The organism is Arsenophonus nasoniae, assembly GCF_004768525.1.
Classification (GTDB): domain Bacteria; phylum Pseudomonadota; class Gammaproteobacteria; order Enterobacterales; family Enterobacteriaceae; genus Arsenophonus; species Arsenophonus nasoniae.
Window position 1 is genome coordinate 1,920,008 of the sequence record NZ_CP038613.1, and the last position, 13,922, is coordinate 1,933,929.

Sequence of the window (13,922 nt, forward strand, 5' to 3'; positions counted from 1 at the left end):
GCGTTCGCCCTTTTTAATCGAGTGATTTCTTGCTCAAAGGCTGCCAATTTCCGTTCTGAATCGAGGAGTTTTTTCATTTTCCATTAACTGCGCTTGTAAGGTCGCTGTTTGTTGTTGCAGTTGCTCAATTCGCTGACGCCCCGCATCAAGGGTTTCCCCGGACGTTTTTTGCGGGGAGGCGTACAGTTTGTCGAGTCCTTTAAGCGCTTGGGTGTACTCATTTAATGTTAAACTGCCCTCTTTATAGCGTTGGTTGATTTCCTGCTGAATTCTGGCTCTTTCTTTCAGCGGATCTTTACCCGCATTAATGGCCGCATTAATTTGTGCAGCGGTTTCGATGGTATGAATGGCGAACTGACTTTCAGTTTTAATTTGTGCTTTGCGTTCTTCCAGTTGCCTAGCATAAATCGCATTTTCCTTGTCCTTTTCTTTTTGCAACACCTGATTATACAGTGTCAGACTTTGCGTTGATGCCGCCATTAACACGTTAAAACTACCGGTCAGATCATCGAGTGATCTTTTATGCGCCTGCGTTAAGCGCTCGCTTTCTTTAGTATTTTCCTGATTCTGTTTTTCGTAGGCATTTCTTGCAAGCGCTTTGGCTTCTTCAATTTGTCCCCGTCTTTCCAAGGCAGCAATTTGCTCGTAAATCGATTGCGTTAATACCACACCCTCAGCCGCGTAATTTCGCAAGGCTTTTAACGGTTGGTCACCGATTGCCGATAGCTTGCTGACCAACATATCGACGCTACCGCCCGACTCCTCAAGTTGAGCCCCAAACTCCGCCACGTCTTCCAGTAGCTTACCGCTAAACCCTGCACTTGCGGCAGAAGTCACCGCTTTATAGGCTTCGGCTGTCCCGCCTAGTCGATCTGCTAACAGATTCAATTCAACCGTTGTTGTCGATAAAAATAATCCGCCTTTTTGAATGGCTGCATAAAAAGACTTCTGCCTTTCTTCCGCTTCCTTAAACTGCGAATACAAATAAAATACTGACCCTGCGGTTGCCATCAAGCCAACATTGAGCGGCCCACCCATGAGATTAATAAGGTTACTGAAAGCGCCCGTTATTCCTCCGGTTACGCGCTGCAAAGCGGACAACTCAGTATTTGCAACGGCAAGCTGCTGCTTGGCTAAAGCTAATTGTCGCGTGCCCGCCGTTTCCGCTGCTTGCGCTGTCGTTAATTGCGCAGAAGCGGCGGCAGCTTTTTGATTTGCGCTGACTTCAGCCAGATTTGCTTCGGCGATCGTTCTGGCGTTTGCCGCATTTTGCGCCGCATATGCCTTTTCAATTTCAGCCGTATTCAGTCCATTTTGGGCGTTGACCGCGCGCATTTTTTCAAGGTATTCATCAGAGGCAAACGCCTGTTCACGCTGCGCGATGGCCTGTGCTTTCATTACTTGCGCGGTTTTTAATCCCTGCTGTGCTCTGGTGGCATCTGCTTTGGCCGCTTCAATGCTAGACTGTGCATAATCTACCGCACTTTGCGCGGCTTCTTTCGCCATCTGCCGTTGAGTATCGAAAGTCGTGCCATGCGTAGCACCAAACAATCGTTCAAAAGCGGGTACTAACGCATTTGAAATCGTACTGGCGGCAACATTGCTGCCAGAAACCAGCTCCGTTAACACATGATGCAAATTTCCAAAGCCAACTGCTGCCTGTCCACTGGATTTTCTTATCTGATTTGACATCCTTGTCACTGCACGTTCACTTTGACTTGAGCCAGATTCAATCTGCTGAGCAAATTTTTTAGATTCATTAGCCGCAGAACTATAAGCATCATGAATTTGCGATTTAAAACTAGCAGAATTCAAGTGTAACGCTACGGCCAGACTTGCGACATCAGCCATTTAAAACCCTCATAACGTTATTACATTGTTGATTAACATCATTATGTGCAATGACTTCATTTTCCGTAATATCTGCGCCTTTGAGTTCACTTTCCAGCAGAAAAAACGCTTGCCAGTGCGTCAATATTTCGTTCGGTAAAGCGGCGATTTTACGCGGGTCAGGTTGACCCCATCTATCAGCCAGTTGGAAAATAAAGCGTAAGCGAGCGGAGTCGGTTAGTTTTTTTTAGCGCCATCCAGACTGCCACAGCTAAATTGCTGAACAAACTTGAGGGCTTCAATCAATGATTGCGTGGATTTGGTAGCAATTAATTCCTCTGCGGTGGGCAATTCTTCTGTGGGTAAGGGTTGCCCTGCTTTATCGCAAATCGTTTGCAAAATCAGGTTTGCTCCCGCAATACTTGCCTGTGTGTTAGAGCCACTGTCTTGCGCCTGTTTTAACGCTTGCTCATAGGTATCTAGCTCTGCAATGGTTAAGCGGCGTAGATAAACATCAACATCAAAAATAGCGTGTTTTTCAACATAACTATCCGGTGCTAATAAACGTGATTTAAGTGATGACATGCTATTTACCTTATTCTTTTTCTTCTAATGCTCTGACACGTTTGGTGAGCGCATCAAGTTCTGATGACAAATCCTTACCGGGTTCGCCTTTTTCTCCTTTATCGCCCTTATCCCCTTTTTCGGGTAAGGTATTAAGTGCTTCAAAGTTGTCATTGGTTTTACTAAAAGCATCACGTAAAGTATCACCCGTTCCATCATCCGGTTTTGTGCCAATATTGATTTTTTTGATTTCTGCCATCAGTTTACTTTCCTCTTGGTGCTATCCGCCGTGAATTTTGTCGCATCGGCGGTTAAGGCTTTGGGGGTACTGTTCCCCAGGTGAGATTATTCTGTTTCCCTTTTACCGTAATTTGAATGACTTCACTTGCTGGCGCACTAATCTCATTCATCTCCCAGCCTGACAGGGCCAAGATCATCGTGGCTGTCCGTTTATTGGGTAGCTCAATATAAAGCTGAACGGTTTCTCTATTTTGTGCCAAATTTAAAAATTCAGTAAAATCTTCATTTTCGGGGTCATCGATAAAACCTAGCGTCTTTTCCGGCCCTTCCGGTAAATCGGCTATATATTGTTTGTTGGTGTCAAGTAATGTGGTGCAGTCTATAAAGCTTCCTGTTAATCCTGTTGCGCCTATTGCTCTACAGGTATCCAGAAGTTTCATTGCAGTCACTGCATCCCCCACTTTGCCAAATTTCACTACGGTATTTTCGGGTAACTTAGCGTATTCCGGCGAACTTTTTCTTTTAGCCATAGTATTTTCCTGTTGTATTAACGATGTTTTTCAATGCTGGCGCGAATTTCTGATGCTAAGGTATTAAGGATAAATTCACGGTGATAATCCAATGCGGGTCGGATAAAAGGGCGCGCTATCTGTTTAACCGTACCAAACTCTTGGGCGCGTGCTTTTATCGCCTGTTGTTTTGAAGGGCCAACTCTCACTGTGACGACGGTTTGTGTTTTTTTGTCCTTTATTCTGCTGTTAGTGCGGATTTTAATGCTATCTCGCATATGTTCGCCTGAATGAATCGCATCAAATCCCGAATGGCCTTTCATATCGGCGAGCACCGGTTTCATTACTTCACTCCCTGCTTTGCGTAAAACCTCAACCGCAACTTCATCGCCCAATTTTTTTAATACCGATTCAAGATCGCTTAATCCCTTCACTTCTACTCGATTTCTCATTTAGCATCCTCCGCATAGGTCAAAATAAAATCCCGCGTGATCCGATAACATATACGGTTTTCTGTCAGTTCTTCCCTGTCCTGAATTAAGTTACCGCGTTCAATATGTTGTACCGGATAGTCACCCAGATAACCGTGTTCAATTTTTTCCCATTCCTCCTTGATTTTTTCGCTTAGCCAGAGGGCTTTTTCATAATCATTGAGTAACTGAACTGTTATCTGATATCGCGCCTGTACGAGCGTTGTTTTTGCTAACCCCGTAAATACTTTCGGATCACTGATACGCTGATAAATGACCCCTTCAAGCTGTTTTGAAGGAAGTTGAAGGGGGAAAGCATCTAATCCCGTAATACGGCTTAAGTCTTTTTTAATATCATTTTCTATCATGGCGGATATTTGCTTCTGTGGTAATAATGAGTCGATCAGGTTGATTACGATCTAATGCTCTGACGGTAAAGCGACGTTGCCGATATTCAACCAGCCAATCAATATCAATATCGTTTCTTGGCCTTAACGTAAAACGCAAAGTTTCAATCACCTGTTCTTGATCAGCCGTGCGAATTTTCCGATTAGATATCGACTCCGCATGGGCCCAAACGGTGTTAACCGCTTCCATTTCAGTATACGGATCGCCCAAAGGACGATATTTTGTGATAGGCCGATACAAGGTAATGCGTTTAGTCAATTCGGCGGCTAACATCCTTCCCTCTCATCGGGTATATCCGATAATCGTTTAATATTTCGTAAAATCCAGGGGGAATTCTTTTTAACTCCCGCGTGTCATACCAAAAGCCTACCGCCAATATCAATGCCTGTTTAATCAACGGCGTTATCACTAATTGGGTTGCGTTTTGCGTCTTTTTCTCTGAATCAGATAATGAACGGTTAAGGTAGTTTTCTGCTTTTTTCTTTGGCAGCGGCAAGGTACATCAATAAAAGCGCATCTTCCTCATCCGTATCAATACGACACTGAAGATGTAAATCATCAAGCGTAGGTAACATGCCAAACCTCAACTTTTGCAAAAGGGGCATATTGCCCCTCTTAAATTAACCGCCTGCTCCACTGGCTTTGCCCTTCAATAATTTAATCGCATTACTATCCACTAACATAGACCCCACTCTTTTTGTCGTATAAAAATGAACAAACGGTTTATTGGTATAGGGATCTCTCAATACCCTGACACCAATACGATCTAAAATGGTATAGCAACGTTTAAAATTACCAAAAGCAACCGGAACATTGCCCGCGCCTAAATCCGCAAACTGTTCATTTTCTGCAATACCGTAACCTAATAAGGCGGAGGGTTGTCCTAACTGCAAACCAGGTTGCCACAAATAATTACCTTGTGAATCTTTTAATGTTCTTACCTGAAATAATGTCTTATTATTCATCATAAACCGGGCATTAGTACGATAAGGTTTACGCAAGGTATAAATGAGTTGCATGATTTCATCAGCGGTAATTTCTGATGGTTTTTTAAGCATCAGGTGTTGCAGCGTTCCCCATTCACGCTCCTTATCCGCTTTTTCATCGCTCCCATAGGCTAACAATCCTTTTGGTTTTTTTTGACCATCACCGGATGTAAATGCCAACTCTTCCTGTTGAGCAAACTCCTGCGTCAATTCTGACACGATAAATTGTTCAACATTAAAAAAACTATCATCAAGCATTCTTTGGGTGGCAGCTGGATTACCATAAATTTCACCCCAGACAGGCTCAATAACCCCTAATTTCGATGTCGATGTCTCCGGACGCTTATCCGTTTCACCGACCCAACCACTTGTCGTTCCGCCTTTATTAATTAGCTTTTTATAATCGGGGGTACCAACCGTTAATACCTGACATTCCTGGCGCATCACAATTTCATCCCCCAACGCCTTGATGATATTGCGGTCTAATTCCTCAGGTACTGCATACCCCCCGTCAGGGTCTGTGGTCGTTTGCATGGCTTTTTTTTCAAGTTCAGCGAGTCCCTCTTCTTTGCCTTTGCGGATGAACAGCGAAAAAGCCAATTTATGATCATTTATACTCTGGCTGCTTTTCATTGCCGCAGGGCGTTTTAACGCCACTAATTCTTCTTCAAGCGAGGATTTTAACGCATCGAGTTCACTGAGTTTAGCATTCAGTGTTTCAACATTTTCCGATAGCTTACCCTTCTGCGCTTCAATGGCTTCAATACGTTTATCATTTTTTTCTTTAAATTCGTTAAATCGGTTTTGTAGCTCTTGTGCTACCAGTTCAACATCTTTCTTGTCTATTGGCATAATTTACCCTTATCTTTTAAAATATAATGGATTTCAAGGCTGCTAACAGATCGGTTTCAACGTCTCGCTGAGACAAAGCAAGGTAGCCTTCCGCCATGAATTTTTTTGCTTGTGTTCGAGAAAGTCCAACATCACGCAGGACTCGTTCAATCTCTTTTGGTGCGGGAATTTGACCTTGCGCAAATACTGATTTGATCGTATTAATCCTCGCTTCATCATTCGCTGGAAAGGTCACTAAACTCACCTCCCATAAATCTATCTCTTTAATCAAAAAGACCCCTTTAGTGCGTTCGTATTCGCCATCTTTAAGCACATACCCAATAGAAAGGCCGGATAGTGATCCGGCCTTCATGTGCGCATGGGCTCGCTTGGCTAAAGGGTCATCTTCAATGAGCAATTTTCCTTTGACAAATAACCCTCTTTCATCCTCCCACATTTCGGTATAGACCCCTATCGGTTCATCCATGCGGTGCTGCCAAAGAAGGGCAGGAAAACTATTTTTACATCGCCAATGCGTTAGTGATGTTTCAAATGCGCCTCGCATTACGATGTCATCAAAACTGTCTTTTACCCCAAAAACAGAACCATAGCCGGAAAACTCACCCGATTCAGTCACTGATTTTAGACTCAGCGGCATATCAAACCGCTGTTTTATCATTATTGTCATTCGATTTATCCTCGCTAAACTCGGTAAGACTGGGTTTTGTTGTCATATTCATCGGCGTTAAATAAATATCACCGCCTTCACGAGGGTTAAGCTCCTCCAGTTCGCGGCATTCATTTGGGGAATAAATTCCCCAATTAATTCCCGTTGCGTAAGCTGCAAACCGTGATTTCATATCACCACGTAATAACGCCCCAGTATTGAACTTAGCATAAAAATTTTTCTGCTTTTTTTCAGCGATTAACCCGATATTGATTCGCTGTTCAATGCGCGTTAGATAAGGAACCAGCGAATAGTTGATAAAACCAATGCCCAGATTCTCAATATTATTAAACGTGGCTCTATCTGTATTTTGCACCATGTGCAACGGAACGCGAAAAAATACGGCAGATTTCTTCCAGTTGAAACTTGCGTGTTTCCAAAAAACTGAGCATCTTCCGCTGACAAACTAATTTGTTGCCACTTCAATCCCATTTCAAGGATCATCGGTTTATGGGCATTCTCAAGGCCTTGATGGCGGACTTCAAAGTCATTTTTTAATCGCTCATAAGCGTCATCTGTCAAATATTGTTCCGTTTGTAAAACCCCACTTGTCACTGCCCCATTTCCAAATAGACGTGAGCCATGCTCTTCTGTTGCTAGTCCAAGACCGATGGCTTGACGTGCATACGCAATTGGACTCAACCCTATTAATCCATCCAATGTAAAAATGCGAACATGCCATATTTCATCCTGACTCAGAATACGGCTTGTTCCATCTGGCAACGTGACTTGATATTCAATACCCCATTGAGGATTTAGCGTTGGTGCGACACTGTCAGGACTTAATGGAAGTAATTCAACCACTTCGCCTAAGGCCTTAACCTTATAGGCATAAAAATTGCCCCTCAGACACAAACTCGTTATTAATAATTCCCAAAACTCTTGTGAAGTCATATACCCATTTGGTTTGGCTGATAATAGCTGATGAAGCCTTTCTTTCGTGGCGCGTTGATTGCATTGTGCCGTTCGTTCATACAGGGCACAAGGCAGCATGCCGACAGATTCTGCTAATACTCTGACACAGCTAAATACCGCGGTTAGCTGCATAGCCAACCTAGGACTGACTCTACGACCGGCGTAAGTATCGTAAGAAAGCCCCATCAGATGACCAAGTTCCTGTGAAGTTATGTCACTTTTTTTGCTAAAAAGTCCTGGAAAAAACATAATGCCTCTTATTGTTTGATTTTTCGACTCATCATGTACGAAACCAAAAATGACCACAGCAAACAAAGAATACCGCCAACAATAAAACCAGCGGCGGGCAGCAATAACCAGGCACCGAAAGCCAATAAAATGGCACCAATAATGCCTGTGATAAATGAAAGCAGTGTTAATATCATTGTGTGATCCTTAAAGCGATCTCAGTCCGTGGGAACTAATAATTTCAGAAAGCGAAGGTTGATGGTTCCCCCCATTGACTAATAATCGACTCATTGCGGTAAAAAGCGCACAAGGGCCATCAATCTTAGCTTCCGCCGTTGACTTATTTGGGAAGATGTTGTCATTTTTGTCAGGTCTTACCGTCACATTAGACATCATCCAGTTCATTACTGGGTGTTGGTTGTGGTGCAGTTTCCCGGCGTATACCAATGCTTCCACTGCTTTCATTGCTTCTGACAGATTTCTGACTGTTTGAGAAACTTCAACCAGTGGTAGGCCTTCTTCTGCGAGTGATAAGCCAAATTGCGTTGCACTCCAGGGATCAAATCCTATTTCTTTTAATGTTTGTCCTGAGACCCACGTAATGATTTCCTCTTTGATTTGATTGTGATCAACCACTTCACCATCAGTCAGGGTTAATACCCCCATCGCTGACCATTTCCGATAGAGTTCTGCAATTTGTCGAGAACAACGCGCTAGCCTGTCCTCTGGCAGCCAGAACCTGGCATCAGTATGAACATGACCATTGTTTGCCTGCCAGACTTTGACGGCCGCACAAATATCAATTTTGTTAGCCAAATCAACACCGACCCACATCGGATAGGTTTTTAGCTCGTGCATTGGGGCGACAGCAGAGAGATCTGTCCATTTGAGCATATCCATCCAGGCTGACTCTGCACTCACCCAAACGTTGGCGTGCTTTGTTATAAAATTACAAACAATTATAATTTAACTATATATCAATAAGTTAATGAATATTTATTATTTATTTATAGCTATCTGCAATACACATTGCAATACACAGGTTTTAATCAGAAGAGAAATTTGTTTAAGATTATCCGGGGCGCTAATAAAAACCCGCTACACCCCATCAAATGAAGCTAATCGTTGTTTCTGCTCATCGGTCAAACTAAAGGTAAAGTCCTCATGCTCTATCTGCCATGTGCCAAAACTCATCAGAAACGCTAAGGCCGGGTCGATTTTATTAGCCGATTTCTTCTTGTTCGGTTTAATATTGGCGTTTGCATCGGTTTCCATCACTACATTTGCGATCGCCCATGTTAAAACAGGGTCGCCGTTATGGTGGATATTCTGACGATTAACAAACACTTCTGCTGACTTGGCGACAGGGCTTAAACGCATATAGGTTTGTGGGAAGGGTTCAACATCTAAACCTGCACCCTGTAATTGCGTTCTAAGATGAGTCGCATTCCACGTATCAAAGCCAATGAGCTTAATCTCAAACTGCTCACTGTCTTTGAGAATATCATCTCTGATACGGTCATAATCAATACAATCGCCTTTGGTGGTTCTCAGCCAGCCTAACCGCACCCATTGATGATAGATTGCTCTATTTTTATTCGCTGGACTCTGTAATTGCGCTTCGGGGATATAGTGACGGCTCAATAGCAAGAGCGCATTCTCTTGTGGGAAGGTATAACAGACGCTAGTAATATCGTTTGTTGAGGATAAATCCATCCCTGCATAACAGGTTTGTCCCTTTAAATCCGTTTCCTTGTAGTCCCGTTGACAGGCAGCCCAAGCCCCTTCACCCATCCACGGCGTTTGACCCTGACACCAGATATTAAATCGTTTGGTTAACATCTCTGTCCATTGTGAGGGAATTCCCCTTGCTTTTTTAATCGTATCGTTCAGGGCATGACTTTCTACAGAGACATTAAGATTAGGATTGGCTTTAACCCAGTTATGCTCATCATCAAGCTCACCGTCTTCGTCTAGTTCATAAATCAGGGCAAAGAGTGATTCATTCTGCGCTTCACCGTCCAATATCTGACAACAATAATCATAGTGCTGTTTACAGGCTGAAATAACATTGCTCCCTGCGGTGGTAATGGCAAAAGTAGTGCTTCAGGGCGTGCCCCATCCCTAACTCAAGCGCGGAATAAACCGCATTATCAGGGTGTAGATGGTACTCATCGACGATCGCCAGACTCGGATTAGTGCCCTCAATGGTGGCAGCTTTGGCAGCAAGCGGCTTTAGCAAACTGTTATTTTTAGGATAAATTATTTTATGTTGCTGGATAGTCAGCCGTTTCTTTAGGCTAGGGGATAGCAAACACATCTGACGGGCATCATCAAAAACAATGCGTGCCTGGTCTCGACTCACGGCTGCCGTATAAATATCCTGTTGCCCCCCTTCCATGATTAAAAACCAATTAGCCAGTATTGCAGCCAATGTAGACTTAGCGTTCTTTCTTGGCACTTGGATATACGCACTACGATATTTTCTTCTTCCCGTGCTAACTTCTTTGAATCCTAAAATATTCGCTATAGCAAATTGCTGCCAAGGTTCTAATTGAATGGGCTTACCTCGAAGATGTCCTTTTACATGGGGGCAGAGACGGGAAAAGCGATAAAACGTGCTACCGTTGGCGTATCGAAGGTATAAACGGGATTATTGCGGTCATTAAAATAACGATTAACCGCCTGTTTTAAGCGCTTACAGGCCGGAATATCGCTATTTCTGACGCGCTCAGCGTATTGATGCCAATCGGTCAAGTTCATCTTCTTCTTGCATTTCTACCGGATTACGGCGACGTGATACGGGGTCAAAACCTAATAGGGAGGCCATTTTTATCATGGTTTTTTCTGCCTCAGCTTTGGCGCTTAATGCGGGGTTCCTACTTTCGCTTCCCTGACTGTTGGCGATACTAAATCCGCGTTCTGCGAGGTCTGCAACGGCTTTTCGGTAAATGGAATAGTTGACGCAATACAGCTCAAAGCTACTCCAATCAGTGGGGTTCAGGTCGTTACGCTCTGCAACGAATTTTGCCTTAGCTTTCCATTCTGTAGTAGCAATCTCATCAAGATAGCTAGGGGCTTTGGGTGCTCTTGCCATAATCTACTGTTTTCCTTATTGTTTTATTTTCAAAAAAATGACCGCGCATAAAAATTCGATTGACGTGCGGTCCCAGCGCAATAGGGGGTTGTCATATTTAACTCCCCCACCCCCTACTTCCAAGGCTGATTCCTAAAACATTCCATTAGCTCACGGTCACGCTGAGTCAATCGTTTAACGTAGGATTTATTCGCGCTTGGCTTAACGCGTCGATAACCTTGGCTATGTCTAAGTAATCCCTTAATCAATTGATTTATCTGATATTCGTCCATTAAGGTTATACTCGTGTATCCAGTCATTACGATGAGCAGCTTTTTCTTCCTGCTCACGGAACATGCCAGCTTTACGCTGTGCTTTAGTTATTGGATCTTGCTGAATAATTTTGCGGTTATGACATCCCTGACACAATGATTGATGGTTATCTTGCCACCAGAACAGTACATCGCTATCTCCATCGATTGGGATGATATGGTCAACGATTTTAGCGGGTGTATATATCCCCTGACTTTCGCACTTCACGCAAAGAGGATGCTCCTTCAAATAAATCAGACGATATTTAGCCCATTGGCTGGAGTAGCCACGCTGGGTATGCGTTCCACGTTGTTTTTCTACTCTGCGTCTGGCTGCTCGTTTATGCGCCTCGCACTTACCCGATTTCACTCGGGTACTACAGCCTGGCTCTGTACATCTTTTTAATGGTTGATACGGCATTTAATACACTCCAATATCTCGATACACTGACCATAACGATTTAATCGTAAAGGGGACTTCTTTAAGCTCAACATCTGTTGCCATTTCCCGATTCTCATAGAGCAATCCGATATAGAGCAAACACCCAACCTTAATTGCTGGCGTGAATGTCAATCCTTCATCAAACCGTTTGCCGATATGTTGTTGACAGGCTTCAAGTGCTGCTTCGGCATACGTGGTTAATAATTTATCATCCAGCGTAAAACTCTCTTCTAATCGACAATGCTGTTTGATTTCATTTAAAGGGATTTTTACATTAATCAAATCGTCCTCCTCCCTTGCAAATCAATTCTAATCTTGATTGGCGTGCATCGGATAAAACAACGGCTATCTCAAATCGAGAACCCAGTGTATTAGCACCTTTATACACAATGGCGTTGTCAATCGTGATATCAGGACGATAACGCATCCAAATCTTGACGATGGCTTGAGGATAGCGAGTACCAAAGGTTAATAACTCCTGACCGCGTAGCGCTTTTACTTCTGCCCAGACATCTTCAACATCTACCCAGGTTACTCGCTGGTCACCTAGATTACCGTATGTAATCTCTTGTTTCTGAATCGTCACACGATGTCTTAATCGTCCTGCTCTCATGCGTTGTCCTCCGCATGTTTCTTAACCTCAATATGCTGTTTCCACGCCTGACTAAATTCATCACCGCCATCACGAGGCGGTAAGCCTTCCCGTTCACGGGCTTCATTGGGGCACATCACACCGGATTTAATCGCCGTTTCATAACTTAAGAAACGCTCTCTTGGGTTGGCTCTGAGTAAATCGGCGGTGTCAAATTCCACTTGGTAACGCATACCGGATTGCGGAACATTAAGTAGTAGTGCCGATTTGATTTGCTGTTCGAAATTCGCTAACCAAGGGCGCATGGTAATGGTTAAAAACGCGCGGCTGGCTTCACTAAAATTACTGTAGGTACTGTTGGAATATTCTTGCAGAAAAATAGGGCTGACATTGAACATGCGGGCGATATCTTCTATCGTAAAACGGCGGGAAGCTAACCATTCTGCATCCTGATTACTCATGCCTAATTTTTCATATCCCATTCCACCTTCAAGGATTGGCACTTTACCCGCATTTTTTGCGCCTCGATAACGTTCAAGCGCGTCAAGGGCTTTTTGCCCTTTGGCATCATTCAGCCACTCATTGGATTTAATAATCCCTGCTGCCATCATGCCATCTTTCATCACACTCGCGCCGTGGCGCTGTTGGGCTAGTCCTAAACCTAATGTCTCCCGACAAATCGTAATCGGTGAACGTCCCATAAACCCATCATCCGTGGCGTAACGTAAATGTAAGATTTCTTCTTGCAGACAGATACGGACTTGACCACTGTATGGCTCGGTTATCGTATAACGGTAACGGTGCTCACTTAATCGTTCAGGTACAACCGCACTCGGCGGATAAGGATGTAATGAAGCGGGCTGTCCGTCTTTACCCCATGTGATAAGCGCATAGGCATTACCATTGAGTAAGCAATGGCGCATTAGGGTTCGTTTAAACTGGAAAGGTGTTTGACAATCATTTGGTTTTTCATTGAGCAAATAATCTACCACGTGGTTACTTAGCCATTCCCGTGATTCCATACCTTTATCATTGTGTACCCGATATAAAAAACAGGGCATCGTCGCCACCGCTTCACTAATCACCGTAACGGCATTGATAACAGCGGGTAAGCCTTCTGCGGTTATCGGTGAGACATATTCGCCTGACCGACTGTTAGGAATGCCAGCCAGTGACAGGAACTCATCAATACTAAGGCTGCGTTCTTCTGCCTTTTTATGTCTGAATGGCCACATTATTCCACCTCAGATAATTGTAGCCACCGATTGTACAAATGCGTGGGTTTGGAGCGATTAGCATTGAGTGAACGCTTGGCAATTTCGACACCACTTTCAGGGTAAGCGGGTAAACTGGTGATCGTGATTTCTAGCAATTCAGCCTCAATAACCGTTCTGAGATAAGGCTTTTCACCAATTTCCCAATGGTCTTTTATCGTCCTAAACGCAAAGCTCATACCGGATATATCCCCCCGTTCAACCAGTGTTAGAACATCTCGGCCTAATTGGGTATCAGGCGGGGTAAGCGCAAACCGTAACCCCGTTTCATCTTCAGCCAGTTGTAACGTACTCGACGCGGTACGCCCTAATAGATTAGTTACGTCATGTTCAAACAGACACCTTACATCTGTTCCTTTTCCCAGACTGTTTTTAAACGCATAGGGGGCAAAGGTTTCAATAAATTCACCCCACAACAGTTGTGAACGGCTATTCCATTTAACCGCATAGCCCATTAGTTTTTTTTCATCAGCGGTGATGCCTGCCGTGCGTATTTCAAAATCGGTTGATTTCATGGCG

Annotated in this window: 19 protein-coding genes and 3 pseudogenes; all 22 read right to left on the minus strand. The window is 43.8% G+C overall.

Annotated elements, in window-relative coordinates; all coding sequences use genetic code 11:
• Window positions 1-33 precede the first annotated feature (33 nt).
• Window positions 34-1,851, minus strand: coding sequence for a phage tail length tape measure family protein (locus ArsFIN_RS09495; protein ID WP_135677661.1), 1,818 nt, complete (start codon window positions 1,849-1,851; stop codon window positions 34-36).
• Window positions 1,844-1,975 carry a hypothetical protein gene (locus tag ArsFIN_RS28200; RefSeq protein WP_276489376.1) on the minus strand — a complete coding sequence of 44 codons (132 nt, stop codon included), beginning with the start codon at window positions 1,973-1,975 and terminating at the stop codon, window positions 1,844-1,846. The genes ArsFIN_RS09495 and ArsFIN_RS28200 overlap by 8 nt, the downstream gene beginning before the upstream one ends.
• A 92-nt stretch (window positions 1,976-2,067) precedes the next feature.
• Complete coding sequence (locus ArsFIN_RS09505) at window positions 2,068-2,415, minus strand: hypothetical protein (RefSeq protein ID WP_026824209.1); 348 nt, start codon at window positions 2,413-2,415, stop codon at window positions 2,068-2,070.
• 10 nt (window positions 2,416-2,425) lie between these two features.
• Window positions 2,426-2,653, minus strand: coding sequence for a hypothetical protein (locus tag ArsFIN_RS09510; protein ID WP_026824210.1), 228 nt, complete (start codon window positions 2,651-2,653; stop codon window positions 2,426-2,428).
• A gap of 52 nt (window positions 2,654-2,705) precedes the next feature.
• Complete coding sequence (locus tag ArsFIN_RS09515) at window positions 2,706-3,164, minus strand: phage tail protein (RefSeq protein ID WP_135677663.1); 459 nt, start codon at window positions 3,162-3,164, stop codon at window positions 2,706-2,708.
• Window positions 3,165-3,181: 17 nt separating this feature from the next.
• On the minus strand, window positions 3,182-3,595 hold the full coding sequence (locus ArsFIN_RS09520) for an HK97-gp10 family putative phage morphogenesis protein (protein ID WP_135677664.1): 414 nt from the start codon (window positions 3,593-3,595) through the stop codon (window positions 3,182-3,184).
• The gene (locus tag ArsFIN_RS09525; protein ID WP_135677665.1) at window positions 3,592-3,981 is read right to left on the minus strand and encodes a hypothetical protein; all 390 of its coding nucleotides are present in this window, start codon (window positions 3,979-3,981) and stop codon (window positions 3,592-3,594) included. Before ArsFIN_RS09525 ends, ArsFIN_RS09520 begins: the two co-directional genes overlap by 4 nt.
• On the minus strand, window positions 3,968-4,294 hold the full coding sequence (locus ArsFIN_RS09530) for a phage head closure protein (protein WP_135677666.1): 327 nt from the start codon (window positions 4,292-4,294) through the stop codon (window positions 3,968-3,970). The genes ArsFIN_RS09525 and ArsFIN_RS09530 overlap by 14 nt, the downstream gene beginning before the upstream one ends.
• On the minus strand, window positions 4,272-4,517 hold the full coding sequence (locus tag ArsFIN_RS09535; RefSeq protein WP_246067408.1) for a head-tail connector protein: 246 nt from the start codon (window positions 4,515-4,517) through the stop codon (window positions 4,272-4,274). Before ArsFIN_RS09535 ends, ArsFIN_RS09530 begins: the two co-directional genes overlap by 23 nt.
• Window positions 4,480-4,626: a head-tail connector protein gene (locus ArsFIN_RS27430; protein WP_246067409.1), complete on the minus strand. Its 147-nt coding sequence runs from the start codon at window positions 4,624-4,626 to the stop codon at window positions 4,480-4,482. Before ArsFIN_RS27430 ends, ArsFIN_RS09535 begins: the two co-directional genes overlap by 38 nt.
• Before the next feature lie 15 nt (window positions 4,627-4,641).
• Window positions 4,642-5,859: a phage major capsid protein gene (locus ArsFIN_RS09540; RefSeq protein WP_135677667.1), complete on the minus strand. Its 1,218-nt coding sequence runs from the start codon at window positions 5,857-5,859 to the stop codon at window positions 4,642-4,644.
• Between the two features lie 16 nt (window positions 5,860-5,875).
• The gene (locus tag ArsFIN_RS09545; RefSeq protein WP_135677585.1) at window positions 5,876-6,526 is read right to left on the minus strand and encodes an HK97 family phage prohead protease; all 651 of its coding nucleotides are present in this window, start codon (window positions 6,524-6,526) and stop codon (window positions 5,876-5,878) included.
• Window positions 6,498-7,729, minus strand: a pseudogene (locus ArsFIN_RS09550) (phage portal protein). The gene ArsFIN_RS09545 and the pseudogene ArsFIN_RS09550 overlap by 29 nt, the downstream one beginning before the upstream one ends.
• An 8-nt stretch (window positions 7,730-7,737) precedes the next feature.
• A complete protein-coding gene (locus tag ArsFIN_RS26300) occupies window positions 7,738-7,905 on the minus strand; it encodes a hypothetical protein (protein ID WP_167876663.1) in 168 nt (55 codons plus the stop codon).
• Between the two features lie 10 nt (window positions 7,906-7,915).
• Window positions 7,916-8,659: pseudogene (locus ArsFIN_RS09555) on the minus strand (terminase TerL endonuclease subunit); the annotation flags it as partial.
• Between the two features lie 147 nt (window positions 8,660-8,806).
• Window positions 8,807-10,465 (minus strand): annotated as a pseudogene (locus ArsFIN_RS09560) (terminase large subunit).
• Window positions 10,440-10,805, minus strand: coding sequence for a phage terminase small subunit P27 family (locus ArsFIN_RS09565; protein ID WP_135677454.1), 366 nt, complete (start codon window positions 10,803-10,805; stop codon window positions 10,440-10,442). The pseudogene ArsFIN_RS09560 and the gene ArsFIN_RS09565 overlap by 26 nt, the downstream one beginning before the upstream one ends.
• Before the next feature lie 240 nt (window positions 10,806-11,045).
• Window positions 11,046-11,516, minus strand: a complete 471-nt coding sequence (locus ArsFIN_RS09570; protein ID WP_135677488.1) for an HNH endonuclease — start codon at window positions 11,514-11,516, stop codon at window positions 11,046-11,048.
• The gene (locus ArsFIN_RS09575; RefSeq protein WP_026824208.1) at window positions 11,517-11,816 is read right to left on the minus strand and encodes a head-tail connector protein; all 300 of its coding nucleotides are present in this window, start codon (window positions 11,814-11,816) and stop codon (window positions 11,517-11,519) included.
• Entirely contained in the window at window positions 11,812-12,150 is a 339-nt protein-coding gene (locus ArsFIN_RS09580) for a phage head closure protein (protein ID WP_026824207.1), read from the minus strand. The genes ArsFIN_RS09575 and ArsFIN_RS09580 overlap by 5 nt, the downstream gene beginning before the upstream one ends.
• A complete protein-coding gene (locus tag ArsFIN_RS09585) occupies window positions 12,147-13,364 on the minus strand; it encodes a phage portal protein (protein WP_135677489.1) in 1,218 nt (405 codons plus the stop codon). The genes ArsFIN_RS09580 and ArsFIN_RS09585 overlap by 4 nt, the downstream gene beginning before the upstream one ends.
• Entirely contained in the window at window positions 13,364-13,918 is a 555-nt protein-coding gene (locus ArsFIN_RS09590; RefSeq protein ID WP_135677555.1) for an HK97 family phage prohead protease, read from the minus strand. Before ArsFIN_RS09590 ends, ArsFIN_RS09585 begins: the two co-directional genes overlap by 1 nt.
• Window positions 13,919-13,922 lie beyond the last annotated feature (4 nt).

Coding starts and splice junctions, on each gene's coding strand:
- ArsFIN_RS09495 (WP_135677661.1), bottom strand. CDS start 1,851: ATGGCTGATGTCGCAAGTCTGGCCGTAGCGTTACACTTGAATTCTGCT.
- ArsFIN_RS09505 (WP_026824209.1), bottom strand. CDS start 2,415: ATGTCATCACTTAAATCACGTTTATTAGCACCGGATAGTTATGTTGAA.
- ArsFIN_RS09510 (WP_026824210.1), bottom strand. CDS start 2,653: ATGGCAGAAATCAAAAAAATCAATATTGGCACAAAACCGGATGATGGA.
- ArsFIN_RS09515 (WP_135677663.1), bottom strand. CDS start 3,164: ATGGCTAAAAGAAAAAGTTCGCCGGAATACGCTAAGTTACCCGAAAAT.
- ArsFIN_RS09520 (WP_135677664.1), bottom strand. CDS start 3,595: ATGAGAAATCGAGTAGAAGTGAAGGGATTAAGCGATCTTGAATCGGTA.
- ArsFIN_RS09525 (WP_135677665.1), bottom strand. CDS start 3,981: ATGATAGAAAATGATATTAAAAAAGACTTAAGCCGTATTACGGGATTA.
- ArsFIN_RS09530 (WP_135677666.1), bottom strand. CDS start 4,294: ATGTTAGCCGCCGAATTGACTAAACGCATTACCTTGTATCGGCCTATC.
- ArsFIN_RS27430 (WP_246067409.1), bottom strand. CDS start 4,626: ATGCCCCTTTTGCAAAAGTTGAGGTTTGGCATGTTACCTACGCTTGAT.
- ArsFIN_RS09540 (WP_135677667.1), bottom strand. CDS start 5,859: ATGCCAATAGACAAGAAAGATGTTGAACTGGTAGCACAAGAGCTACAA.
- ArsFIN_RS09545 (WP_135677585.1), bottom strand. CDS start 6,526: ATGACAATAATGATAAAACAGCGGTTTGATATGCCGCTGAGTCTAAAA.
- ArsFIN_RS26300 (WP_167876663.1), bottom strand. CDS start 7,905: ATGATATTAACACTGCTTTCATTTATCACAGGCATTATTGGTGCCATT.
- ArsFIN_RS09565 (WP_135677454.1), bottom strand. CDS start 10,805: ATGGCAAGAGCACCCAAAGCCCCTAGCTATCTTGATGAGATTGCTACT.
- ArsFIN_RS09570 (WP_135677488.1), bottom strand. CDS start 11,516: ATGCCGTATCAACCATTAAAAAGATGTACAGAGCCAGGCTGTAGTACC.
- ArsFIN_RS09580 (WP_026824207.1), bottom strand. CDS start 12,150: ATGAGAGCAGGACGATTAAGACATCGTGTGACGATTCAGAAACAAGAG.
- ArsFIN_RS09585 (WP_135677489.1), bottom strand. CDS start 13,364: ATGTGGCCATTCAGACATAAAAAGGCAGAAGAACGCAGCCTTAGTATT.
- ArsFIN_RS09590 (WP_135677555.1), bottom strand. CDS start 13,918: ATGAAATCAACCGATTTTGAAATACGCACGGCAGGCATCACCGCTGAT.